This is a genomic window from Bacteroidia bacterium, from assembly GCA_023228875.1.
GTDB lineage: Bacteria > Bacteroidota > Bacteroidia > NS11-12g > UBA955 > JALOAG01.
Genome location: JALOAG010000004.1, coordinates 120,671 through 145,627, shown reverse-complemented (window position 1 = coordinate 145,627; position 24,957 = coordinate 120,671). Strand labels below are relative to the sequence as shown.

Sequence of the window (24,957 nt, the reverse complement as noted above, 5' to 3'; positions counted from 1 at the left end):
CACAAATGATTATAAATATATCTACGAATTATTCGTAAACTATCTCAATTTCGGAAGCTCGAGGCAAGGATTGACAGGTCAAAACATATCCTTCATCTATTTCAGAGTCACTTAACCCTTCTCTTTCCATCATTTCAACATGACCTTTCAAAACCTTGGCTCTGCATGTAGTACAAACCCCAACTGTACATGAATACGGGGGTTGTAAGCCTGCGGAAATTGCTGCATCTAAAATGGTCTGATTCTCCTTTACCTCAATCTCAGTAGTCTTTCCATAAAGTGAAATTTTCACTTTCGCTTTGCCTGAGAAACCACCTTTACCTTCTGCTGTTGACTCTAACACTTTTGCATCGTGTTTTGTGGTGGAACCAAAATACTCACTGTGTATTCTTGCAGGCTCTATTCCTGCTGATGCCAACCCATTCATAACCACATCCATCATTGGGGTAGGTCCACATATATAATAATGAGCAGATGTATAATGTCCGGCTATTTTATATTTTAAAATGTCAACTACGCTTGATTCCGTTAAAAAGCCTTTTAATCCGAACCACATCAAAGGAGCCTTATCATAAGAGTAGAATATTTTAAATTTGTCTTTAAATTGTTTTGCCAATTCATCTAAGGCGGACTTAAAAATTACTGTGTTCGGGTTTTGATTGGCATAAATCAAAAAAATCTTTGACTTAGGCTCTTTTGATAAAACAGTTTTAGAAATACCCATCAAAGGAGTAATACCACTCCCACCACCAAATAACACATACGCTTTCGAAGATTCTTGATTGGGCTCTACCACAAACTTTCCATTGGGTGGCATTACATTGAGAAAATCACCTTCTTTCAGCTCACGATTAATATAGGTGGACATTTTACCGCGTTCAACTTCTTTGACTGTTACAGCCAAATCTTCATCTATAGATGGTGCGCTGCAAAGACTGTATGAACGCCTCACGCTTTCATTGTTAATTACAACTTCAATTGTTAAAAACTGACCTGCTTTGTAAACAAACTTATCTTTTATGATTTCAGGAACATCAAAGAATAGGGTTACAGCTTGTTCTGTTTCTCTGTGTATTTTTTTAATTTTTAGGCTGTAGAAGCCCGGTATTGTTGTCATGAAATTCTCTAAACTAATTTATGGTGATACAGATATTCTGCAATTTGCACAGCATTGGTTGCGGCTCCTTTTCTCAAATTATCAGAGACAACCCAAATATTAAACGAATTGGGTTGACTATGATCTATTCTAATTCTACCCACCCATACCTTATCATTATTATGCGCATCTATAGGCATTGGATATGATAATGATTGAGGATTGTCTTTTAATTCAATTCCCGGTGCATTAATATATAAGGAGTGAATATCTTCTATTTGAAACGGGTGAATAGTTTCAACATTGATAGATTCGCTGTGTCCGCCAATAACAGGGATACGTACTGTTGTTGCAGTTATGGCAATACTGTTATTCCCATATATTTTGCGAGTTTCATTAATCATCTTCATCTCTTCTTTTGTATAGCCATCTTCTACAAACACATCAATCTGCGGGATAACATTTAAGTCAATGGGATATGGATAAGCCATTTCTGCAATAGGTGCTGCTTTTCTTTCTGACATTAACTGATTTACAGCTTTTGTACCCGTACCGGTTACGGATTGATAAGTTGAAATAACCAATCTTTTCAGACCATATTTTTTGTAAATAGGAAACAAAGCAACCACCATTTGTATTGTACTGCAATTGGGGTTTGCAATGATTTTGTCCTCTTTCTTTAATTGATGAGCATTCACTTCGGGCACAATCAATTTAATTTGATCATCCATACGCCAAGCAGAACTGTTATCAATTACAGTGGTTCCGACTTGGGCAAATTTTGGAGCCCATTCTTTTGAAACTGATCCGCCAGCAGAAAATAAGGCAATATGAGGTTTTAATTCCACACCCTTCTCTAAGGACACAACCTCAACAGTCTTTCCATTAAAACTCACTTTAGTCCCTACAGATTTTGAAGAAGCAATCGGAATTAATTCTGAAACCGGAAAATTTCTTTCTTCCAACACTTCTAGCATTTTTGTACCGACTAATCCGGTGGCTCCTACAACTGCAACTCTCATTACTTGTATTTTTTGACGCTGCAAAATTAGTCGAAGTTTTGCTACTAATAAAACGCTTCATTCTTTTTTGACATTTGCATATTTCAAATGAATCGATAATTGTAAATAATACTATATTTCACACAATAGAACATCAATTACATTTGCACGCATACATGACACAACCGCTATTTTCAATTCTGATTCCGACTTGGAACAATTTGGCATATCTTAAATTGTGTATAGAAAGCATCATGAAAAATTCTCATTACACACATCAAATAATTATACATATTAATGAGGGTATAGACGGGACATTAGAGTGGGCGCAAAATCATGCAGGCATTGAATACACTTGGAGCAACGAGAATATTGGAATCTGTAAAGCTTTAAATTTAGCGTCAACAAAAGCAACTACTGAGTATATATGTTATTTTAACGATGATATGTTTGCACTCCCAAACTGGGATACTGCCTTATACGCTGAAATAAAAAAACTTGGACACCATCGGTTCTTTTTTTCTTCAACAATGATAGAACCGTTTACAGGAAAGAACTCCTGTGCAATTGCAGGGATAGACTTCGGCAACAATCCTGAAAACTTTAATCAAGCTGCACTTTTAGAAGACTTTGACAAACCAATGAAACAAGACTGGAACGGAGCAAGCTGGCCCCCCAATGTTGTGCATAGAAGTTTATGGAATGCTGTTGGAGGGTATAGTGAAGAATTTAGTCCCGGTCTATATTCTGATCCGGACTTTAGTATGAAACTTTGGCATAAAGGGGTGCGCAATTTTCGAGGTATTGGAAATAGCCGTGTGTATCATTTTGGTTCAAAATCTCTCAAACGAATCAAGATGAATGACGGACGTAAGACTTTCAAAAAGAAATGGGGAATTACTCCCGGATACTTTGATAAATATTTTTTAAGAAAGGGCACGATTTGGACAGGAGAACTATCATCACCCGGCAAGGACATTAAATATTGGCTAAACCGAATACGTGCTTTATTCTAAACACAATAGATTACTAAATCCATTGTCAACTAGAAGCTCAACCCAATCCAATGCTATTTCTTTCTATAAAACACCTTGATAGGAACACCTTTAAAGTCAAATTTACTCCTAAGCTGATTATCCACATAGCGCTTATATGCATCTGTCAAGTATTGAGGCAAATTACAGAAGAAAACAAAACAAGGATAATTGACATTATTTAGCTGAGTTGCATATTTTATTTTAACGTACTTCCCCTTTTTGGAAGGAGGTGGATTGCGTTCAATCATTTCTTGAACAAATTCATTGAGCTTAGATGTTGAGATTTGTTTCTTGCGATTTTCAAATGTTTGTTGAATCTTTTCAACTGTATCATAAATCCTTTGTTTATTAAGTGCGGAAATAAACAAAATAGGGAAATCAACAAATGGCTGTACTTTTGAATGAATGACTGCGGTATATTCTTTTGCGGTATGTGTATCTTTCTCAACCAAATCCCACTTGTTTACTAAAAGTACAATTCCTTTCCCTCTGCGATGTGCTAAATAAAACAAATTCACATCTTGTGCATCCATCCCTATTGTTGCATCAATCATAATTACACATACATCTGCTTCCTCCATTGCCCGCAGCGATCTCATCACAGAATAGAATTCAATATCTTCAGAGACTTTCTTTTTTCTGCGGATACCGGCAGTATCAATCAGAATCATTTCTTTACCAAAGGCATTGTAATGCGAATGAATACTGTCGCGAGTTGTACCTGCCACATCAGTAACAATATTGCGTTCATTGCCCAAGAGTGTGTTGGTGAGTGAAGACTTGCCGACATTCGGGCGACCTAATATTGCAACACGGGGGATGTCTGTTTCTGTTTGTTGTTCATCAGCGGCAGGTGTCATCAATGAAACTACTTTATCCAACAATTCACCGGTTCCGCTGCCCGATAATGATGAAACGGTAAATAACTCTTCAAATCCAAATCTATAGAATATGCTGGCTTGCGGAATCAGCATTTGGTTATCAGTTTTGTTGGCAACAACAATCACCGGCTTGCCGGATTTTCTCAACACATTGGCAAATGCCATGTCTAAATCGGTAATTTCATTGGTAACATCAACCATAAAAAGCAGGATATCGCTTTCATCAATGGCAATATTGACTTGGTTCACGATTGCTTGCTCAAACACATCGCTGCTATTGGGTACATAACCACCGGTATCAACTACAGTAAAACTTCTACCCGACCATTCACATTCTCCATAATGTCTATCTCGTGTAACACCACTGGAATCATGCACAATCGCCTTGCGTTCTCCGGTGAGTCTGTTAAAAAACGTGGACTTACCAACATTCGGTCTGCCTACAATTGCTACAATATTTCTCATTTCATTTTAATTTTTATATCCAAACCGTTTCAGAAACAAGTCCTTTTTTCTCCACCCTTCAGCCACCTTCACACGCAAATCTAAAAAAATGTGCTTGTCCAAAAAGACTTCTAATTCCTTTCGTGATTTTACTCCTATCCTCTTAATCCCTGCTCCTCCTTTACCCACTAATATCCCCTTTTGCCCTTCACGCTCTACCATGATAAATGCACGTATATCAATAATATTCTCATGCTCTTTAAAATCTTCTACAATCACCTCACAGCTATAAGGTATTTCTTTTGAATACAGATAAAATATTTGCTCTCTGATAATCTCAGAAACAAAAAAACGTTCTGTTCTGTCTGTAATTTGGTCATCAGGAAAATAAGGCATACCTTCAGGCAAATAGCTCACAATCTGCTCCAACACCAACTTGCTATCAAAACCATGTAACGCACATACCGGAATTACATCCTTAAACAAAGTATGCTGTTTCAATGTAGCTATCCTCTCCTCCACACGCTTCTGAGTGCTTAAATCAATTTTATTGAGCAGTACCAACACAGGCAATCCGGATTCTTTTAACTTCTCAACTATCAGCTCATTCACAGGCTCATCAACCTCAAGCATATACAAAATCAAGTCGCTGTCATCCAATGCAGTCCAAACAAAGTCCATCATTGCATTATGTAATTCGTATGCGGCTTTAATCACTCCGGGTGTATCTGAAAAAACAATTTGATAGTTTTGATCAGTAACCACTCCGGTAATGCGATGGCGGGTGGTGGATGCTTTGGGCGTAACAATAGAGAGTTTTTGACCCACGAAATGGTTCATGAGTGTGGACTTCCCCACGTTTGGTCGCCCAATGATTGTTACAAACCCAGATTTAAAACCCATTACAAATAATAAGTGTGCAAAAATACACTTTGTTATGTAAGCAATTGATTGAATATTTTCAGTTTTACAATTTGGGTATTTCCCTAACTATCACTTGTGTTTCAATAAAAACTACTTAATACAAAGCGGCAAATCATGGTTATATATTTATAAAAATACAAACCGGATGAAGATTATTCATTTTAATATTGCATAGCAATAAAAGCTCAATCGGGATGTAGCGCAGCCTGGTAGCGTACTTCGTTCGGGACGAAGGGGTCGCTGGTTCGAATCCAGTCATCCCGACACAATAATTTTCTTTCAGTAATTTGAGTAATTTTGCACACCATGAAAAGAGATGAATTGGTCTTTGGTCTTATCAATAAGGAATTGAAAAGACAGCAGCACGGAATTGAATTAATTGCATCTGAAAACTTTGTTAGCAAACAAGTAATGGAGGCAATGGGCAGTGTACTTACAAACAAATATGCTGAAGGGCTACCGGCACGCAGATATTATGGCGGATGCGAAGTAGTGGATGAAGTAGAAAATTTAGCAATAGACAGACTCAAAAAGCTTTTTGGAGCCGCATGGGCGAATGTACAACCACATTCAGGTGCACAAGCCAATGCATCTGTTATGCTTGCTTGTTTGAAGCCAGGCGACAAAATCTTAGGATTTAATTTATCGCACGGTGGACACCTGACACACGGCTCTCCGGTTAATTTTTCAGGTAAACTCTACAACCCTGTATTTTATGGTGTAGAAGAGAGCACAGGACAAATTGATTTTAACAAAGTAGCAGAGCAAATCATCGCAGAAAAACCCAAGTTAGTGATTGCCGGTGCTTCAAGTTACAGCCGCGACTGGGATTATGCCAAAATGCGTGCTGCAGCTGACCAAGTGGGCGCATTATTGATGGCTGACATTGCACACCCTGCCGGACTGATTGCAACAAAATTACTGAACGACCCGCTCAAGCACTGTCATATTATTACCTCTACTACGCATAAGACTCTACGAGGTCCAAGAGGAGGTGTAATTATGATGGGTCAAGATTTTGAAAATCCATTTGGCGAAAAAACACCTAAAGGAGAGCTTAAAATGATGAGTGCACTGCTTGATTCAGGAGTATTCCCGGGTACGCAAGGTGGTCCTTTGGAGCATGTAATTGCAGGGAAAGCAGTTGCCTTTGGCGAAGACCTCTCTCCTGATTATGAAGTATATTGTAAGCAAATTATTAAAAATGCTCAAGCAATGGCAAAAGAGTTTGTGAGCAGAGGCTATAATATTATTTCAGGAGGAACAGACAATCACTTGATGTTAATTGATTTAAGACCCAAAGGAGAGAAAATTACCGGAAAATTAGTTGAATCAATCTTGGGCGAATGTGGAATCACCATTAACAAGAATACAGTTCCATTTGAAACCCGTTCACCTTTTGTAACATCAGGAATCAGAATTGGCACACCTGCGATTACAACAAGAGGTCTTAAAGAAGATGAAATGCCTGTGATTGTTGGCTATATTGACGAAGCTATCATGAATCATGAAAATGAGCAAAAGCTCAAATCAATACGACAAGAGGTTGAAAAACTTATGGCAAAATACCCTTTATACGCATAAGCAACCATTTGTACCACCTTATAAACAAAAAAGCCCGAAAAAAATTCGGGCTTTTTTATTGGTATTTGCTGATTGTGATTATTCAACAACAACCTTCATGGTTTCTACTTGATTGCCATATTCCAAACGAATGAAATACAATCCGGTAGAAAGGTTTTCAATTACTGTTGAATTGGTTGCATTAGAACTCATGATTTGTTTACCTTGCATATTAAATATTGTAAATGTAAAGGACGAACCTTTCACATCAATAAATAATTTTCCTTTTGATGGATTAGGATAAACAACAGGCTCTATCAACTTATCATTACTTTCCGAAACCATAACCATACGTGTTCCTAAATTCGTTTCAGTACCATCAATATCAGTCTGGGTAAGACGATAGTAATTCACACCAACTTTTGGATTTGCATCAATGGTTGAATAACTCTGGATTTGCACACTGTTACCTTGAGATGGCACAATCGAAAGCACTTCCCATCTGCTTCCGTCAGTTGATTTATGTACTGTAAAGAATTGATTATTCTCTTCCTGCGCTGTAATCCATTCTACTATTGAAGTACGTGCAGGAGTCAATCGTGCAGACAAATCAATGAGTGTGATTGGCAACAATGCAGGGCTGTAAACTTGAATATAGAGCGTAGCATTGGTACACAAAGCACCATCACAAACTTGGTATGGATATGCAACAGTTCCAATAAAAGAAGCATTAGGAGTAAACGTATAGCTACCATCAGAACTCAATGAAAGAGAACCAACTCCCACAATAGACGCACTACCTATGAGAGAGGCTGTTTTGGTGCCACCGGTGCTTGAATAGTCATTTGGTAGAATACCATTTGCTGCCGTTCTGCTTACAGGCGTAGTACTGTTAGTTATTGCATAATTATCAGACGCTATAATATGTGGAGGGGTACCCGGTTCTAATACAGTAACAATCACCACTTCATCACGGCAATTAACACCTGCAGGTTGTTCACACACATTATATGTGAAAGTATCATTACCATAAAAACCGGCAGCCGGAGTATAATTCACTCTACCGCTGGATACATTTATTGTGGCACCATTTTTAACACTACCAGCATTTATTGTCGGATTGCCTAATGTATTTAATCCTCCACCAACATTTGCAGGGTTGTCATTAGATACCACATCTATGGTAATGGTTGCTGGTGTTGTTGGATGTCCATACATCAACGCGAAATCAGGTGTAGTAGCAGGCAGATTATTAATCTTGGTTACATCTACTACGGTGATTGTTAATAATTCTGTAACACAAATAATACTTGGAGAAGGTGTACATGCCTCTACTTCAAACTGATAAATTCCGGCTTTACTCGGTTTAAATGTGTAGCTACCATCAGAGCTGAGTACCGGCTTATCTGCTGAAGGATTTCCCAGCACAGAGCTGATATTGGTATAACTATATCCCAAAGGTAAATTATCATTTGTACTTACATCACCCGACACTTCTACATTCACTGTTGTTGCGTGAAAATCTTGCTCAGTTTCTTCTTTCTCTACCAACAAATACAGTGTAGCATTGGCACACACAGGGGTGGCATTATCATCACAAACTTCATATACAAAGTTTGTTGAGCCATAGAAACCAAAAGCAGGTTCAAAAGTATAATTACCATTTGAAGAGACAGTCAATTTGCCCACACCGGGCTTTGTAGTAACTGCTGCTGTTACACTTTGATTGTCTGATTCGGGGTCTATGTCATTGTTCAACAAGTTGCCTGTTTGATTTTCATTCATCTGACCTTTATTAAAATCATCTACTCCTAAGGTTGTATTATCTCTACCGCTGCCAAAAACAGAGATCTTCTGTATTGCTTTAGCAAATTGTGCCGGTGAACCATTATCACACACTTCGTATTGATAATATACATCTCCAACAAATCCGGTTGCCGGGAAAAATGTAATATCTCCTGTTGATGGATTTACTGACAAAGTACCTTCTGTTGTTGGATTAGGTGCAGTTCCGGAAACTATCGTAACAGAAGTTGGGTCTATGGATTTGTTGGGACTGCCAGCCTTATCGTTACTCACTGTTTTAAGTGTTACGGCTGTATTAAATGCGGTAACAGCAATATCAGTTGATGGCATAGGCGGATTGTTTAAGGTTGAGGGGTCTTTGACATAGATTGTCAGCGTTTCTGTTAAACAGCTTGCAAATTGACCGGAATCACAAACAGACACATCATACATGTATGTTCCGGGCAAATCTGTTATAAATGTATAGGAACCATCTGCATAAACAGTGAGTGAAGGGTTGCTGCCAACAGGTTTTAATGTGTTGGAATAATAATTTTCATAATGAATTTTGCCATGTGCTACCACATCATTGGTTGATACATTGCCGGTGATAGAAGCATACACATTGCCCATATTGACATCGGGAGATGTAAATTTACATTGTTCCATTGTAACTGTAAATGTAGTATCAATTGGGGTTACAGGGTGACAAACATTGTAAATAGATGCAGTAATTTCTACACTTGCAGGTTCAGTAAACCTTAACGTATCTCCACTGATTGACACAAAACCCTTTGTGGGGCCACTTTTTACAGAAAAAGAAACTGTTACTCCTGAGGTATCGCTCAGTCTCATAATGTAATCTGAACCATAACAAAAACTCGCAGCTGTGGCTACCAATGCCCCCACAATTGGATATACCTCAATCTGAGGTTCTCCCGGTGCCCCACAAATGTTAACGGCAGTTGTGGAAAAAGTATAAGTTGACAAATAAGAGCTGGCATCTACGCTATCTGCCATACTGCCATGGGTCTTATGACCCACATATCCAAAATTCACTTCACATTGCTTAATCACCAGGCTAATATGCCCTCCTGTTTCGACAGTAAGCATACTGTCAGTGCTTCCGTTGATGCCGGCAGGTCTCCCCGGGTTATTACTTGCTCCGTTTCCGAGGCCTATCATCCAACTATCACTGCTACCAAACGCCCAAACCTCTTTATTTGAATTGAGCACGTTGATTGCTGCAGTACTGTTACTATTTGCATCGCCTCTATCGTGCTCATTGGGACTAATCCAAACAATATTTGTCATTGAATCGGCTGCAGTATTTGAATATTGGCAGCGCACCCATGAGGTTCTTTCTGTTTCACTCCAATCTCCTAATTGACGGCTATTATTATACCCAAGCGCAAATAATGTACTGTCTTTACCCAATACATAATATGAGGTTCTATTGTTTTTGTTATCTGTAGTTGAACCTATCATTTTTATTGGATAACCAGCCATTGGGCGAGACATTGCTGTTGCATACGATCTATTACTACGACCTGTTCCGTTTCCTAGATAAGAATTAATACCCCAAGTCCATATTCCGCTTGTGTCATCCAAGGCATATAATACATTGTAAGAACCGCGACACGCTACAATATTTGTCAAATCATTACTCGCATCTTTTTTAACTTTATACCATGTTGTACCATTTCCGGTATTATTATTACCACGCAACTGCCCTCTTTGAGACAGAACCCAAACACTACCGGAACAGGTAGTAATGGCGATCGTGCCGGATGTTACAAATAACATTTTAACATCACCAGGTGTAACACCAATCGGCAGTGCAAACTTGTTTGCACCATTGGCAGAAAATTTTGCAGAATCTAACTTGGCAAAAGTTCTGCTTGTAGTAATTGAAGAGTTTAATACCACCCCTTGTTCACCCCAAGCAAAAAGACCGTCAGTGGTCAACAAAATCATTTGGGTAGCATCAGTCCCGGAGGCATAAGAACCTATTCCAAATTTTAATACCGTTCCGGTTAAAGCCGGATAATTGGTTTTGTTGATTTGTCTGGCTGTGAGCGCATGAGAACTTCCATTATTTTGTGCATTTTGTCCCCAAATGGATACCGAGCCATCGCCATTTCTAATCATGGTAGTATGAAAACCCGCCACGGCATTGTCATATTCAATGGTAGCTGCATCGGTATTGGAGTTAATACCATAATTAGATAAATCGGTTGATGCGCAACCAACGGGAGGAGTTGCACAGATTTGCGCATTCAGTTTACCGGTTCCAAGCACTGATAAAATGATAATGCCAAAGAGAGTTAAAATGTTTATTTTTTTCATTTTTCTATTGTGTTAATGCTACATTAATTATGTTTAAAGCGCGGCAAAAATAAAACGCAATTAATTATATATTAATGTTTTATAGCCGAAGCGGACAAAAACAAAACTGAAGCGGACACAAGTTTCCGATTGTTGGCAAGCGAGAAGTGCATTGACGATACCTATGAGGCACTGAGCAGAGGTAATTTTACCACCGTATGTCCTTCGTTATAAACCACAGAGACGGGTTGAGCGGTATATTGCAAATATTCATTCTGCACTTTGATTATTTGAGGCTTGTTTTCAAGTACTAATTGAGTTTTTGGATGGATAGTATCAATTACAATTGTATCAACATTTTGCAAATAAATATGGATAAAAAACGGTTCTTCAACTGACTGCATATATTGCTTTAAAATACAGCCAATACACATAAAGAGTGTGAAAATGGGAATAGAAGCAGTATGAGGAGTATGAATCGCATCAATCTTATAGGAGAACTTTGGGTGGGATTTTGAAAAAAGAGCAAGATAATTCTGCAAAAAAACAAGCACCTTCTCTATTGCAATTAATTTAGTTTCGCTTCTATTATCAAGCAAATGGAGATATACTTTGGCAAGGTTTGCAATATCTGCCTTTACACTCTCATCTCTAGCATCTGCGCGAATCATGCTAAGAGCATTAAATAAAAAATGTGGATTTAGCATCTGCCAATAGCGTTCAATTTCTATTTGGAGTTTTTCTTTCTTTTTCTTTGCAATCTCGAGTTCCAGCCACTGTGCGCGATCATTATAACGTATTAATGTTTGAATCAAATAAAAAATACCACCAAAAATGAACGCTTTCACCATGAGTCGCCACCAAGCAATATAAAGAGGAAAGTTTGACAAAGGATTCATCGCATACTCTTCAAAAGGGCTTAAATAATAAAACACGATTGCTATCACAGAGTTTATAAATAATGCTATCAGTGCTTTGAACCAAACATTTAGTTTTATTTTCTCGCTGTGGATGATGATAGAATTGACTACCCAAAAACCAAAATAAGAAAGGGTGATAATAATATGTGAGCCGATTAAATTCACCATATCACTATCCTGCCCTTGCGACACCCTAATGTCAAATACAGCAAAAGAAAACATCAGAGTCAAGAGTACCCCGAGTTTGAGCAGATGTTTATTGGCAAACTGTTTTATCATGTATTAACTACTCTTTAACCAATGAATGAAAAGGGGTGCATTGGCTTTACTGACAATAATTTGGTAATCAAATTGACAATGCAACTGAACAAGCAATTTTCGTCCAAACATTTTTGATACTGACTTAATAAAATTCCTGTTTACAATATATTGCCTATTTACGCGATAAAACACTTCAGGATTCAACTTTTCAAATAAACTCTCAATAGCACCTTGCACTCTATATTGTCTTTGTTGTGAAGAGAGATATGTATTTCCTTTTTCTATATGGGCAAAACACACCTCATCCACTGCTACCGGCACAACTTGATCTCTAAAATAGCATAAGATGGATTTGACATATTGTTTTTCAGCACTCACAATTGCAGACTCAATCTTGTCTAAACTTTCATTTATTTTTTCACTGTTCAACACACTCAAGCGTTGGAGTTTTTGCAAACTTGCTTTCAAATTTTCCGGCTCTATCGGTTTTAATATATAATCCACACCATTGTTTTTAAAAGCCTCAAGTGCAAATTCATCATAAGTAGTACAAAAGATAACAGGTGCTGTTACATTACAATTTCTAAAAATATCAAAACTCAACCCATCTCCAAGCATAATATCGGACAGGATGAGATCAATTTTAGATTGAGTAGTTTGAAAAAACGCAATGGACTCTTGAACAGAATAGAGCGTTTGAATCACGCGAACATTGTCTTGTATCCCCTCAATCATGGTCTTTAGTTCTTTTGCTATCCTATAGTCATCTTCAATAATAACAATATCAATTTGATTCATAATCGTGTAGTTTAAGAGAAAATAAATCTACTTCTTGACGAGATAAAATCGACATAGAAACAACAAACTCTGTTTTAGTCTTCTTGATTTCTAATTGCTTTTCAGGTAGCAAATCATATATATCTTGCAGACTCTTCAGACCATAGGATTTTCTTTTATCGGAAGAAAAGTTGCTATATATTTTCGTTTGTAAATTATTTGAAACAACAATACAATCGTCCACTCGTTCTAACTTAATTGTCAATGGGTTCTGAAATGTAATGGCATTATGTTTTAATATATTTTCAACAAGTAATTGGAGCGAGAAATAAGGGATATACTCAGATTTATTTGCAGAGTCGCCTAAGTTAATATGAAGTTCTAAGGCTTGTGCATATTTTTCTTTAAACAATTCAAGGTAGTTATTGATAAACAAAATTTCTTCTGCAAGCGAAACAAATACATTGTCTTTGTTGTAGTTCATAAGATGCCTATAAACAATTTTGAGTTTCTCCAGCGTTTTGACAGTCCAACTATCATCGGTATTTTTTTGTATGGCATTGATAGATTCGAACAGAAAATCGGGGCTTAAATACTGATGCAAGTTATTGAGTTTCCACTGTGCATTCTCTTGTTCATGCTTATATAATTCAATCTCCATCTTTCTAGTCTGTCTGTATTGGAGCAGGAAATATTGAATTCCAAAATAAAATGAAGCTGGGAAAACACCTTTGAGCGCCTTGTGAAGCATTGACATCCATGGTGTTTTTTCATATTTATCGCCATAGAAATAGTCAGGAATCGGGCTAAAAGTATTGATGAGCAAAGACACAGAAATGGCTATCAACAGAGCAGTAAAATACTTGGCAACCAGTGTTTCGCCAACTCGCAGAATCACCCAAAAATTTGCGAACCAAATCACAATCATGAGTAGATAGGAAATGAGCAAATAGAGAAGGAGCATGCCATAGCTGTCAAAGAGCGCGCGGTCCATTATCGTACCCAACATTCCAAGAATGAAGATAAAGCTAAGACACACCCCTAACCACGGATAATAATTCTTCATCTATTTTCTGTATTCTGTATCATTTAATCTATATGAGCATTCAAATGAGTAGCACAAGGTACTTCACAGAAAATCATTTGCTTTTTTCAATGCGCTATCCAAACCACCGACAGCACTTCCACCGGCAGTTGCATAGAAAGATTGTCCTCCACCACCACCCTTGATTTCTTTTGCTAATTCTTTGACAATATTGCCTGCATGAAGTTGTCTCTCGCTCACAAGGCTATCGCTCAGCATAATACTCAACAATGGTTTTCCATCAATCTCTGCACCTAATACACAAAACAAGTTTTCAACTTCATTACGCAACTGAAAAGACAAGTTCTTGAGTTGTTCTGAATTAGAAACAATAACACGTTCAATCATCACATTAACTCCATTGTGCGATTGCATCCGATTGAGTAATCGTTGCTTTAGCTCTTGGGTTTTTTCATTCTCAAAAAGTTCAATCTTCTTTATCAGCTCTACCCTCTCGCTGATGTTCTGCTCCACAGAAGACACAATATCCTTTGATTTCAATAGGTCTCTCAAAATAGAAACAGTGTTTTGCCATTCCTCAATCAAGGCATCAACTGCCTTTGATGTTATCGCCTCAATCCTACGCACTCCGGCTGCCACAGCAGTTTCGGCAATGATTTTAAAATAGCCGATTTGACCTGTTGCTTTAACGTGCGTACCACCGCACAACTCACGCGAATAACCTTTGTCAAAAGTAATTACACGAACAGTTTCGCCATATTTTTCTCCAAACAACATCGTGGCTCCCATTTTTTTGGCTTCTTCTATTGGAACTGCTCTTTGCTCATCCAGTGGAATATTTTTGCGGATTTTGTCATTTACCAATCGTTCAACTTTTCGTATTTCTTCATCTGTCATTGCAGCAAAATGCGAAAAATCAAAACGTAGGTATTCGCTGTTCACAAAACTTCCTTTCTGTTGAACATGAACTCCCAAGACACTTCGCAAAGCCGCATGCAGCAAATGAGTTGCGGAGTGATTGTTCTCTGTCAAATGGCGTTTTTCTATATTCACTGAAGCAGTGAATGGTGTTTGCAGGTTCTCGGGCAATTTGTTTGCAAAATGAATAATGAGATTGTTCTCTTTCTTGGTATCAACAATTTCAATCTTCTCATTCGCATTTTGAATAACTCCTGTATCACCCACCTGCCCTCCACCTTCGGGATAGAAGGGAGTTTGATTAAACACCATCTGAAAACTCTCCTTACCTTTTGATTTTATCTTGCGATATTTAATAATTGTAATTTCGCTTTCTGTGCAGTCATATCCAACAAAAACGGTGGGTTTATCGTCTCCCAATATCTGCCAATCATCGGAGGTCAACCCAGTTGCTTTGCGTGAGCGTTCTTTTTGTTGTTGAAGTTCAACTTCAAATTCTTTTACATCCACTTCAAAACCTCTTTCTCTGGCAATTAATTGCGTTAAATCAAGAGGGAAACCGTAAGTATCCGACAATTCAAATGCGTCTTCCCCTTTGATTAATGTTCCGCCCTCGGCAAATTTGCTTTCAAGTATTTGCATACCATGCGCAATGGTTTTAAGAAACCCTTGCTCCTCTTCTCGGATTACCTTTGAAACAAAGTCTTTTTGTTGTTGTAGTTCAGGAAAAACATTTTTAAAATTATCGGCAATCAAACCAGACAATTCAAACAAGAAAGGAGTTTTGATACCCAAGAACTGGTATTGATAACGCACTGCTCTGCGTAAAATTCTTCTAATCACATAGCCTGCCCCGTTGTTGCTCGGCAACTGTCCATCGGCAATGGCAAAAGAAATTGCTCTTATATGGTCAGACAGCACACGCATGGCAATGTCCTGTTTGCTCTGGCTAAAGCCATATTTAATGCCCGATTTTTGTTCAATCACTCTGATAGTCGGCACAAACACATCTGTATCATAATTTGAGTTTTTTGCTTCAATAACGCGAACCAATCTCTCAAAACCCATTCCTGTATCCACGTGTTTAGCGGGCAAGGCAACCAAGGTGCCGTCAGCCTTACGGTTAAACTCCATAAAAACCAGATTCCAAATTTCGATTACTTGTGGGTGGTCATTGTTCACAAGTGTTGCTCCATCCACAGCGGACCTTTCTTCGCTGGATCGCAGGTCAACATGAATTTCGCTGCATGGACCACATGGACCGGTATCGCCCATTTCCCAAAAATTATCTTTCTTATTGCCGTTTAAAATACGTTCTTTTGATATCCATTTTTCCCAATTTGAATAGGCTTCACTGTCAAAACCCAACCCTTCTTGTTCATCACCTTCAAACACTGTAACATAAAGCCTGTCTTTGTCTATACCATATACATCTGTCAGCAGCTTCCAAGCCCATTCTATTGCCTCTGCCTTAAAATAATCTCCAAAACTCCAATTCCCCAACATTTCAAACATCGTGTGGTGGTATGTATCCACCCCTACTTCTTCTAAGTCATTGTGTTTGCCGCTCACACGCAAACATTTTTGAGAGTTTGCAACCCGCTTGTATTGAGGCTGTTCGTTTCCCAAGAACCAATCTTTAAATTGATTCATTCCTGCATTGGTAAACATCAACGTTGGGTCGTTCTTCACTACTATAGGCGCAGAAGGATAACGCTTGTGTTCTTTGCTCTCAAAGAACTTTAAAAAAGCTTCTCTGATTTCGCTGCTATTCATTACAGTAAAATTTTATTTATTAATAGTTTGTATTATTTTCGCCTCTTGCAAAATTAAAGAGGCGCAAAGATAGACAAGCAAAACAGATAGAAATGCCTAAAGCAAAATATTTCTTCAATCCCAACACTCTAAAATATGAGAAGCATAAAAAAGGTTTCAAATATTATTTTTGGAGGAGTTTGTTTGTATTGGTGATGTCATTGGGCTTTGCCATTGCCATTTTTTTCTTCTTTACAGGAATCGTTGACTCCCCAAAAGAAATTTTGCTCAAAAATGAAAATGCTGAACTAAGAGATCAGTTAGCTCAAGTTGAAAAACAACTTTATTCAATGGATAACACATTAGTTGAGTTAACCAAGAAAGATGAAGAAATATACCGAAGTATTTTTGAGGCAGAACCACTGAGTAAAGCTACTCGCACTGCCGGTATTGGAGGTGCTGACAAATATGACTACCTAAGAAAGATGAATGGCGGGGAATTCCTCATAGAGCTGCGCAAATCACTGGATAACCTGCAAGCACGAATGAGAGTGCAAGAACAATCTTATGAGGAGATTTTTAAGTTGGCAGAAAACAAAAAGAAGATTTTGGCAGCAATTCCATCCATACAACCGGTAGCTAATAAAGATTTGTCGCGTGTGGCATCTGGTTATGGATATCGCATTGACCCATTTTATCGCACCCGAAAATTCCACTCAGGTCTTGATTTTTCTGCCCCTAGGGGAACCGAAGTCTATGCAACAGCAGACGGCAAAATCGAAGACTTACAAACTGACTTATGGGGATATGGCAAGCATATCATTATTAATCACGGTTATGGATACAAAACACTCTATGCCCACTTGAGTAAATTTGAGGTAAAGAAAGGACAATCCGTTACCCGTGGTCAACTTATTGGAAGGGTAGGGAGTACCGGAAAATCTACCGGTCCTCACATGCACTACGAAGTGCATATCAATGGAAATATTGTAAACCCCACCTATTTCTTTCATAATGACTTGACAGATGAAGAATTTAGACGATTAGTCGAAATCGCTTCACTACCAAACCAATCTTTTGACTAATCCATCTTATGCTCTCGGAACATCTAAGCGAACGGAAAAATTTTAAGATAGGCGAAGTTGCCAAAATGTTTAAGGTCAATGCATCCTTACTGCGTTTCTGGGAAACGGAATTTGTGCAACTCAAACCACTCAAAACCAGAGGTGGAGAAAGAGTGTATCGAAAGGAGCACATTGAGATTATCGCACAAATTTATGAACTAACCAAAGTGAAAGGTTATACACTGGACGGAGCAAAAGAAGTCTTACAAACACAAAAGAGCCGGTTAGAGTTTCAAATAGATATGACACAACGACTCACTAAGATTAAGTCTTTGTTGGAAGAATTGCGCAGCAAGCTAGATGAGATATAGGCAATATTTTGCAATACATAAATACATTTTTTACACCCCTTGCTTCATATCAGATATTGTTAGAACGGAAGTCTAGTCATTGTAGTAGCTTCTTTAAAATCCAAAGCCCCGCTGTGCGAGGCTTTGAGGCAGCATTTGTTTCTGTGTTGCTTAGTGTTTCAGTATTCTAAGGGTGTATCGCTCTCCGGATTGGTTGGTGGCTTCTACAAAGTAAACCCCTGTGTGCAACCATTCTCCAAAATGACGACTTGCTCCTGCTTGCATCTCAAACTCTTCCATTTGCTTGCCTTCAATCGAATATACCTTGCATCGTACTGCTCCCGCCATATTGTTCTGAATTGTAAATATTGCATTCGATGGGTTGGGGTAAATGGTTATGATGGGGGGGTGAATTGCTGACTGCATTTGTACTGAAACTATAGGACCGGTTGGTGGCAAGGTGTCATATATTGCAACTAACTTGTCGTCTTTCCATACCCGCATGATGGTTATCTCGTCTGATTCGGTAAAAAAAGTATTCCCGTCTGATAAGTAGCGATACCAAAACACTTGGCGATTGGAGAGATTGGATTGAGCAATATTCCCGTCTGTGGTCGGAGGAATAAAATACCAAGCCTTGTCAAATGAATTGGTAGTATAATTATATGTTAAGATTTTGTTTTTGCGCGAGTAAGCATCTCCAAAATCTATTTTATCAAAATAATAAGTCCTGCCACTTGAAAATAAATAAGCATATACGTTCATGTCTTTGTCATTTTCCAACCAAATGGTTTGGTGGTTTTGTGAAAAAGGAACCGCTTGACTCGTGTCATGGTGCACGCTGAGAAGAGTCCCGTCAGGCGCAAATCTCAAAATACTTGCCTTGGTTACTAGTGTGGTATTCCCCTCTGTATAATACGGAATCGTTGTGCCGGCAACTTGAATGGCTTGCCTATGCTGTATCGCAACAAATATATTTCCATACTTATCATACCTGATTAGTTTGTTTTCGTTCAACTCATACATGAGATTGTTATTGATGACATGAGTCCATTCTCGCTTACCGTTTTTTACTTTGTAAAAAATCCATTTGTACACTCCTATTTCTCCGGGTATGAATGTGTCAAGTAAGTTTAAACTGCCACCCGAACTCGTACCGGCTAAACCAAAAGCACTCCCGTCAGGTTGAATTGTTGCTGAAATAGCAGAATTTGAATTTACTCCGGTCTCAACTACTTCAATAGATAAATCCGGGTTCAAAATAAAGGGGTAACGATCACCCATTGTAGCAATTTTACCACCGGCAATAGGATAAGCACCAAAACTTGGCCAAAACCCAATACCAGTTGGTGCTACATGAATAAAATTTCCGCTGCTGTCTATTCTACCATTAAAAAGACTTGCAACATTATATATTGGCTCAAGACCGGGTAAAATCAATGAATCCTTCGCTCCACAAGTAAAATAAACTGAATTGTCTGGACCTACGCCAATAATACCCATCCCTCCTTGGGTGGTATTCACCCCTTGTCTATATACAAAAGACCATCTTAAACGCATTTGATTATCAATTGCCACCAATACCGCCCCTAATTGCGTACTGTCAAGGGTGAGGGATTGAAAGTTAAAAGTATCTTTTATTCCTCCTATATCAAAAAAGACCCAACCATTTTCATTCATAAACACTCTTGGCCATACACCTGAGGTAAGTCCTTTAATTTTGAGGTGGTGCAACTGTTGTAAGTGATACGGAGATTGACTATAGCCGGATTGACAACTAGCAATGAGCAAGATAAATACGATTTGTTTGATGTATTGAATATGTTTCATAATCTGTTTGATTGAGGGTTAAGACTTTATGGATTAGGGTCGGGACAGAGAGGATAATATGGATAATGAGCAGGTTTCAAATAGGTTTTTTGGTTCTCCCAATCAACCTCTACGGTTCCACAAGCACAAGTCATGCACTGATCCGGGTCAGCATTTATATCACAACAAATTGTTCTATTTGGATAAGAACCAAGAATAAACCAATAATTATAATATTCATTCCACTCATGAACTTTGCTTTTGATAGTTGGAAAAAGTGCTGAAGAGACGATTAAATACTTAAACTCTCTATAATTACTATTGGGGTGAGCTGAATCACATAAAGCAGAATCTGGAAATCCACAAAAAGCACATCCAGCTTGACCATAAGTGCCACCCGGAATACCCCAGCATCCACAGCCGGAATGTCCAGTCCATGATGGAGGTGCTGGTCCACCTACACATAGCACCGATGTTCCACCACCCCACCAAAAGTTATGTGAATGAGTAGAAACAAGATTTAAGTAATCCGCACAATCAAAACCTATCTCAATGTTGTAAGCACAATCAATTTCAGAGTAATGTTCCCACATACATTGGGCAACACCATTGTGCCCTACAAACACTACCCATAACGAGAAAAATAAAGCCCTCAAACGGACTCTGTGTTTGAGTGTCAACTCAAATTTATTGTAACCCTTTGAGGAATTACAATTCTTGATTTGTAATAATTTTATCATATTATTTGTTGTTTGGTTTAACACTTATTCAAAAGGGATAATTTGACTCTCATTCATCATATTGGAAGGTATATGAATATATCAGAAAATCATTTTTTACACCTTTTCTTCTTAGGCGAAGTTAAGACAGATGACAGTGCTTTCCAAATATGAAAACCGTTTAATACCGGTTTAACACTTTATTCATCTACTCAGAATAGCTATTCGTCTATTTATCGTTCTACCTATCTATCTATTTATCAATTCATTATGCTACAATACAAGCAGTATGGATTGAATGTCAGTATCTGAACGTACCCACTCTGATTTGTCTATACATACTTTTTACTTTGTTCTCCAACAAATTTTGTATTAGATTTTTTAGTTTTTGGCATTAACTCTCCCTAACAGAATTGACATCTGCACGCTAATTGAGCATAAAAAGATTGTTACTTCAGGCTGAACGCTGTATTCTCGTTGGTGCATTACACCATCAATAAATCATCACACCTATGATTTCAAGGGTTTCATCACCCAATCAATTTCAAAAATTGTATCCGGCTTCATGGGTCTGGGGCGGTGGGCTGCTGTCAAAGGAAGTCGAGTGAGGATAGCACATTTGGTATGGGCAATATGATATAAAAATGGATGTTCCTGCGTGGGCACCGCATCCAAAATGGCTTGCAAAATTTCCCAACGAATTTCTTCAGGCGAATACCCATAGTCATGCCACACAATGACACTATTTTGACTTCTGCGCAATTTCAGTGCATTTTTGCTATCCGAAACCACCGTTGAGTAATGGTGATCTCCATCAATAAAAATCAGGTCGCAGCTTTGATACCAAGGAGTAAAATCAAATGACAAACTATCTCCATATAGTTGTTCAACCTGTCCGCTTTTGTTGTGCAACAGCATACCGGATTGTGCCACATATTGAGGATTGGCTCCTCTGCGTATCATTTCTTCATTTGTCAGATTCAGTGTATAAGCCTTTTGTACAAATGGAGCAACATTCATCACACTTTCACCGCGCCAAGTACCAATTTCAAAATATGTATTGACCTCTTCGCGCTGAGCAAGTTGGGCTAACAGAAATAAATCCGTTGGTAAGGATCCACCTTCAAGAAATAAATAAGGCGTAACACGGTGATTTTCTTTGACAACTAATTGTTGTATCGATGCAATAGGCAAACCGCAACTGAGATTGTATTTGCTCACAACGGTCTGTTTGGCTTCATCATCCGATGGATTTAAAACCCTGAGCAAAGATTTTGGGTGGGTTATTATTGTTTTGAATATGAGCAACAATCGCTTAAACACGGGTCGAAGTTAAATGCTTTTAGAACGCGGATGAAATTCTTCAATTGTTTTTCTCAAAAATGAACGGTCTAGGTGGGTATAAATTTCGGTAGTTGTAATGCTTTCGTGCCCGAGCATTTGTTGTACAGCTCTCAAATCCGCACCATTTTCAACCAGATGTGTAGCAAAAGAATGTCTAAATGTATGCGGACTGATGGTTTTCTTGATTCCGGCTTTTGTTGCCAAAGATTTGATTAGTGTAAAAACAGCCACTCTGCTAATTTGCGTCCCTCTGCCCTGATTGATAAAAACAATATCTTCCGCTTCTTTGGCTAATTTCCAATGCGTACGTACGTGATTAATAAAAAATGATATTTGATCAAGGGTATGAGGATCTATTGGCACCAATCGCTCTTTGTTTCCTTTGCCTCGTACTCTTATAAATTCTTCAGAAAAGAAAATGTCAGATATTCTAAGCCCTGTTAATTCACTCACCCTCAATCCACAAGCATACAAAGTCTCAATCATAGCGAGGTTGCGCTCTCCTTCTTTCTTACTGCGGTCAATACAGCCAATCATTTTAATAATTTCGTCATAGGACAAAACCGTGGGCAATTTGCGCGCATTTTTGGGTAGCTCAATGCTATCCATCGGGTTGTGGGTAATCACTTCCTCCAATTGAAGATAATTATAGAACTGGCGTAATCCCGACAACATACGTGCTTGGCTTGTTGCACTCAATCCTAATTCATTTAAAAATGAAATAAATCCTTTGATGTCTTTGGGTTGTAACTGCTCCGCAGACTTAGAGTCGTTCACATACTGAATCAGTTTGCTGACATCTTGAAGATACGCTCCAATAGAGTTTTTTGATAGGGATTTTTCGAGAGTTAAGTAGTTCGAAAATCCTTTATATAATGAAGCCCAACTCATATTGATTAATGGAGTAGGATTTCTTCTACCTGAATGACAGAATTATCACTTTCGTCTAATACAACTGCAATGAGCGTACATTTGCTGATGTTCCAATCTTTATTCCAGTCGATTTCAAAATCCTTTTCAAAAACCCTTCCTTTCACTAAGGGCTCTTCGAGCCTAGCTCCCAAGGCATTGCCTATCGAACCTCTCAACACATGGTTGAATTCATAATGCTCAATATAAGGGCTTTTCCCCGGCTCATTTGTGGACTGCTTTCCTATAAGTCCACTCTCGGTAAAATAAAGTGCTAATTTGTGATTCTCATTGCTTTTATCTTCGGTATAGAACAGTTTAGTTCTGACTATGATTTTATTATTTGGGGCAACTTCATAGCTGAGAGTTATAATAACGGGAGATAAACCGGTTCTTTGTTTATAGGAATTTTCCCATTGATTAATAACCAAAGGTGCTGACGCACCAAATTTGAACCTATCCACATAGCCGCCCGGCAAGCCCACTGGCATTCCAATGGCATTGGCTATTTCTTCTGCAACATCTGTTCTCAAATCAGGATTTCCATCTCCCCAAGGTGTTGAATAAATAGGCAGGGATTTGATATAGATTGCCATTGGTATTATTGTATCGCCATATTTCTCCTTTAACCTAACTGATTCCTCCGCTGCCTTTGGGCAGTTAACACACTTCACTCCTGTAATGTCTTCTAATAATACTTTCTTAAAAACGGAAGACAAATTGTCTGAAGAAATATAACTGGTATCTTTCAGCGCAACGGGAGCATCTTTTTTATTTAGTATTCCGTGGTCTTCTTCTTTACAAGAAATTAAAAACACAGAAAATATGATACATAAAGCAGAGAATTTGATTTGCATGGCACAAAAATACATTATTTAAAATTTTTCAAATACAAGGTACTTTCAAATTAAACTTAAGACGACAAAACTTATGGATTCAATTTTAATAGCCTAACTTCGCACACCTATTTGCAGGAGGTACCTGCAAATTACAATTCAAATTAAATAAATAATATACAATGAGTAATAACACAACACCCATAAAAGAGTACGATGTACGCGAATTAATCCCAATTGACAGACATACCATGCTATTGGAAGTATTCAAGAACCTGCCTACAGGCGAGAGTTTTACCTTTATCAATGACCACGACCCTCTCCCGTTGTTTTATGAGTTCCGTTCCATCCATGGCGATGTGGTAGGCTGGGATTACCTGAACCGAGGAGGAAGAGAGTGGAAAGTTAAAGTAACACGTTTGGAAGATTCTATCGGAAGAGAATTTACTGAAATTTCTACCATGATGGACTTACGCAAGGTAGAAAAAAAGGATTGGAAGCACGTGATTTTCCACCGTTACGGAATGATGAAGGAAGGGGATGTAATGGAAATAGTAGCAGCAGAAAACCCTGAAGAAATCTACGGAACCTTTATCATGAAATTTGAAGGTCAATTTAGATGGGTTTACAAAAAGAGAGAAGAAGGCGAAGTGGTAGTACACCTAACCAAAACAATAAAAAGTGGTTTGGGAGATGATGGATTTATGGTTGTCAATGAGTTTGATGTCCGCCCCTACACTCCAACAGAAAGACATGAGATTTTTTATAAAGCCTTTGCAGACATTCAAGCAGGTGAAGCTTTTATCCTCATAAACGACCACGACCCCAAACCTCTTTATTATCAAATGGAAGCAGAAAGCAAAGAGCCTTTCAGATGGGAATACCTTGAAGAAGGTCCTGTAGTATGGAAAGTGCGCGTTATCAAGGTTAAGGAGTAGGGCAAGAATCAGCTTTGTCAAAAAAAAACCTTTGAGAAAATTCTCAAAGGCCAAAAAATCCGACAACTGACAATTGGAAGATTTTATTTAAGAACATACCCTCACTTGTAGTCTTCACCAGAGTTACAAGATGGAAGTGTATGTTACCCAACTTTCATCATACACAAAACAAAAATACCACTTGGAAACACTTTAGGCAATACGCATTTTTGCGTATATCTTTTGTGCTTTCATTTTACCCTGTAGCAATCTG

At 38.2% G+C, this 24,957-nt stretch carries 19 protein-coding genes and 1 tRNA gene; 6 read left to right on the top strand and 14 right to left on the bottom strand.

Annotation, left to right across the window (positions count from 1 at the left end; all coding sequences use genetic code 11):
- Positions 1-28: 28 nt before the first annotated feature.
- Together M0R38_06160 and M0R38_06155 are read right to left on the bottom strand one after the other, a co-directional pair.
- Positions 29-1,117 carry a ferredoxin--NADP reductase gene (locus tag M0R38_06160; protein MCK9481327.1) on the bottom strand — a complete coding sequence of 363 codons (1,089 nt, stop codon included), beginning with the start codon at positions 1,115-1,117 and terminating at the stop codon, positions 29-31.
- Between the two features lie 8 nt (positions 1,118-1,125).
- Positions 1,126-2,118 carry an aspartate-semialdehyde dehydrogenase gene (locus tag M0R38_06155; GenBank protein MCK9481326.1) on the bottom strand — a complete coding sequence of 331 codons (993 nt, stop codon included), beginning with the start codon at positions 2,116-2,118 and terminating at the stop codon, positions 1,126-1,128.
- A gap of 155 nt (positions 2,119-2,273) precedes the next feature.
- Between M0R38_06155 and M0R38_06150 the strand changes: the two genes are divergently transcribed.
- A complete protein-coding gene (locus M0R38_06150; protein ID MCK9481325.1) occupies positions 2,274-3,113 on the top strand; it encodes a glycosyltransferase in 840 nt (279 codons plus the stop codon).
- A 53-nt stretch (positions 3,114-3,166) separates the two neighbouring features.
- Here M0R38_06150 and der read toward each other — a convergent pair whose 3' ends face one another.
- Both der and era read right to left on the bottom strand, forming a co-directional pair.
- Positions 3,167-4,480 (bottom strand): ribosome biogenesis GTPase Der, encoded by a 1,314-nt coding sequence (gene der / locus M0R38_06145; protein MCK9481324.1) that lies wholly within the window; start codon positions 4,478-4,480, stop codon positions 3,167-3,169.
- Between the two features lie 6 nt (positions 4,481-4,486).
- Positions 4,487-5,362: a GTPase Era gene (gene era / locus M0R38_06140; protein ID MCK9481323.1), complete on the bottom strand. Its 876-nt coding sequence runs from the start codon at positions 5,360-5,362 to the stop codon at positions 4,487-4,489.
- Between the two features lie 211 nt (positions 5,363-5,573).
- Here era and M0R38_06135 point away from each other — a divergent pair.
- Both M0R38_06135 and M0R38_06130 read left to right on the top strand, forming a co-directional pair.
- Positions 5,574-5,647, top strand: a tRNA-Pro gene (locus M0R38_06135).
- 42 nt (positions 5,648-5,689) lie between these two features.
- Positions 5,690-6,967 carry a serine hydroxymethyltransferase gene (locus tag M0R38_06130; protein ID MCK9481322.1) on the top strand — a complete coding sequence of 426 codons (1,278 nt, stop codon included), beginning with the start codon at positions 5,690-5,692 and terminating at the stop codon, positions 6,965-6,967.
- Positions 6,968-7,045: 78 nt separating this feature from the next.
- On the opposite strand, the gene M0R38_06125 is transcribed toward M0R38_06130, so the two are convergent.
- The 5 genes from M0R38_06125 to alaS all read right to left on the bottom strand — a co-directional run bounded on the left by M0R38_06125 (position 7,046) and on the right by alaS (position 16,756).
- Entirely contained in the window at positions 7,046-11,080 is a 4,035-nt protein-coding gene (locus tag M0R38_06125; GenBank protein MCK9481321.1) for an Ig-like domain-containing protein, read from the bottom strand.
- A 161-nt stretch (positions 11,081-11,241) separates the two neighbouring features.
- Positions 11,242-12,258 carry a histidine kinase gene (locus M0R38_06120; GenBank protein MCK9481320.1) on the bottom strand — a complete coding sequence of 339 codons (1,017 nt, stop codon included), beginning with the start codon at positions 12,256-12,258 and terminating at the stop codon, positions 11,242-11,244.
- 3 nt (positions 12,259-12,261) lie between these two features.
- Positions 12,262-13,038, bottom strand: a complete 777-nt coding sequence (locus M0R38_06115) for a LytTR family DNA-binding domain-containing protein (protein ID MCK9481319.1) — start codon at positions 13,036-13,038, stop codon at positions 12,262-12,264.
- The gene (locus tag M0R38_06110; protein ID MCK9481318.1) at positions 13,025-14,083 is read right to left on the bottom strand and encodes a histidine kinase; all 1,059 of its coding nucleotides are present in this window, start codon (positions 14,081-14,083) and stop codon (positions 13,025-13,027) included. Before M0R38_06110 ends, M0R38_06115 begins: the two co-directional genes overlap by 14 nt.
- Positions 14,084-14,146: 63 nt before the next feature.
- The gene (gene alaS, locus M0R38_06105; GenBank protein MCK9481317.1) at positions 14,147-16,756 is read right to left on the bottom strand and encodes an alanine--tRNA ligase; all 2,610 of its coding nucleotides are present in this window, start codon (positions 16,754-16,756) and stop codon (positions 14,147-14,149) included.
- Positions 16,757-16,848: 92 nt separating this feature from the next.
- Between alaS and M0R38_06100 the strand changes: the two genes are divergently transcribed.
- A complete protein-coding gene (locus M0R38_06100; GenBank protein ID MCK9481316.1) occupies positions 16,849-17,820 on the top strand; it encodes a M23 family metallopeptidase in 972 nt (323 codons plus the stop codon).
- A gap of 8 nt (positions 17,821-17,828) precedes the next feature.
- Positions 17,829-18,170 carry a MerR family transcriptional regulator gene (locus tag M0R38_06095; GenBank protein ID MCK9481315.1) on the top strand — a complete coding sequence of 114 codons (342 nt, stop codon included), beginning with the start codon at positions 17,829-17,831 and terminating at the stop codon, positions 18,168-18,170.
- 150 nt (positions 18,171-18,320) lie between these two features.
- On the opposite strand, the gene M0R38_06090 is transcribed toward M0R38_06095, so the two are convergent.
- From M0R38_06090 to M0R38_06070, 5 genes are all read right to left on the bottom strand, one after another.
- Positions 18,321-19,979: a T9SS type A sorting domain-containing protein gene (locus M0R38_06090; GenBank protein MCK9481314.1), complete on the bottom strand. Its 1,659-nt coding sequence runs from the start codon at positions 19,977-19,979 to the stop codon at positions 18,321-18,323.
- A gap of 26 nt (positions 19,980-20,005) precedes the next feature.
- Complete coding sequence (locus M0R38_06085; protein ID MCK9481313.1) at positions 20,006-20,698, bottom strand: hypothetical protein; 693 nt, start codon at positions 20,696-20,698, stop codon at positions 20,006-20,008.
- Positions 20,699-21,187: 489 nt separating this feature from the next.
- Positions 21,188-21,946, bottom strand: coding sequence for a class I SAM-dependent methyltransferase (locus M0R38_06080; GenBank protein ID MCK9481312.1), 759 nt, complete (start codon positions 21,944-21,946; stop codon positions 21,188-21,190).
- A 63-nt stretch (positions 21,947-22,009) separates the two neighbouring features.
- The gene (gene xerD / locus M0R38_06075) at positions 22,010-22,912 is read right to left on the bottom strand and encodes a site-specific tyrosine recombinase XerD (GenBank protein ID MCK9481311.1); all 903 of its coding nucleotides are present in this window, start codon (positions 22,910-22,912) and stop codon (positions 22,010-22,012) included.
- Between the two features lie 5 nt (positions 22,913-22,917).
- Entirely contained in the window at positions 22,918-23,787 is an 870-nt protein-coding gene (locus M0R38_06070; GenBank protein MCK9481310.1) for an Omp28-related outer membrane protein, read from the bottom strand.
- 161 nt (positions 23,788-23,948) lie between these two features.
- Between M0R38_06070 and M0R38_06065 the strand changes: the two genes are divergently transcribed.
- Positions 23,949-24,704: a DUF2249 domain-containing protein gene (locus M0R38_06065; protein ID MCK9481309.1), complete on the top strand. Its 756-nt coding sequence runs from the start codon at positions 23,949-23,951 to the stop codon at positions 24,702-24,704.
- Positions 24,705-24,957 lie beyond the last annotated feature (253 nt).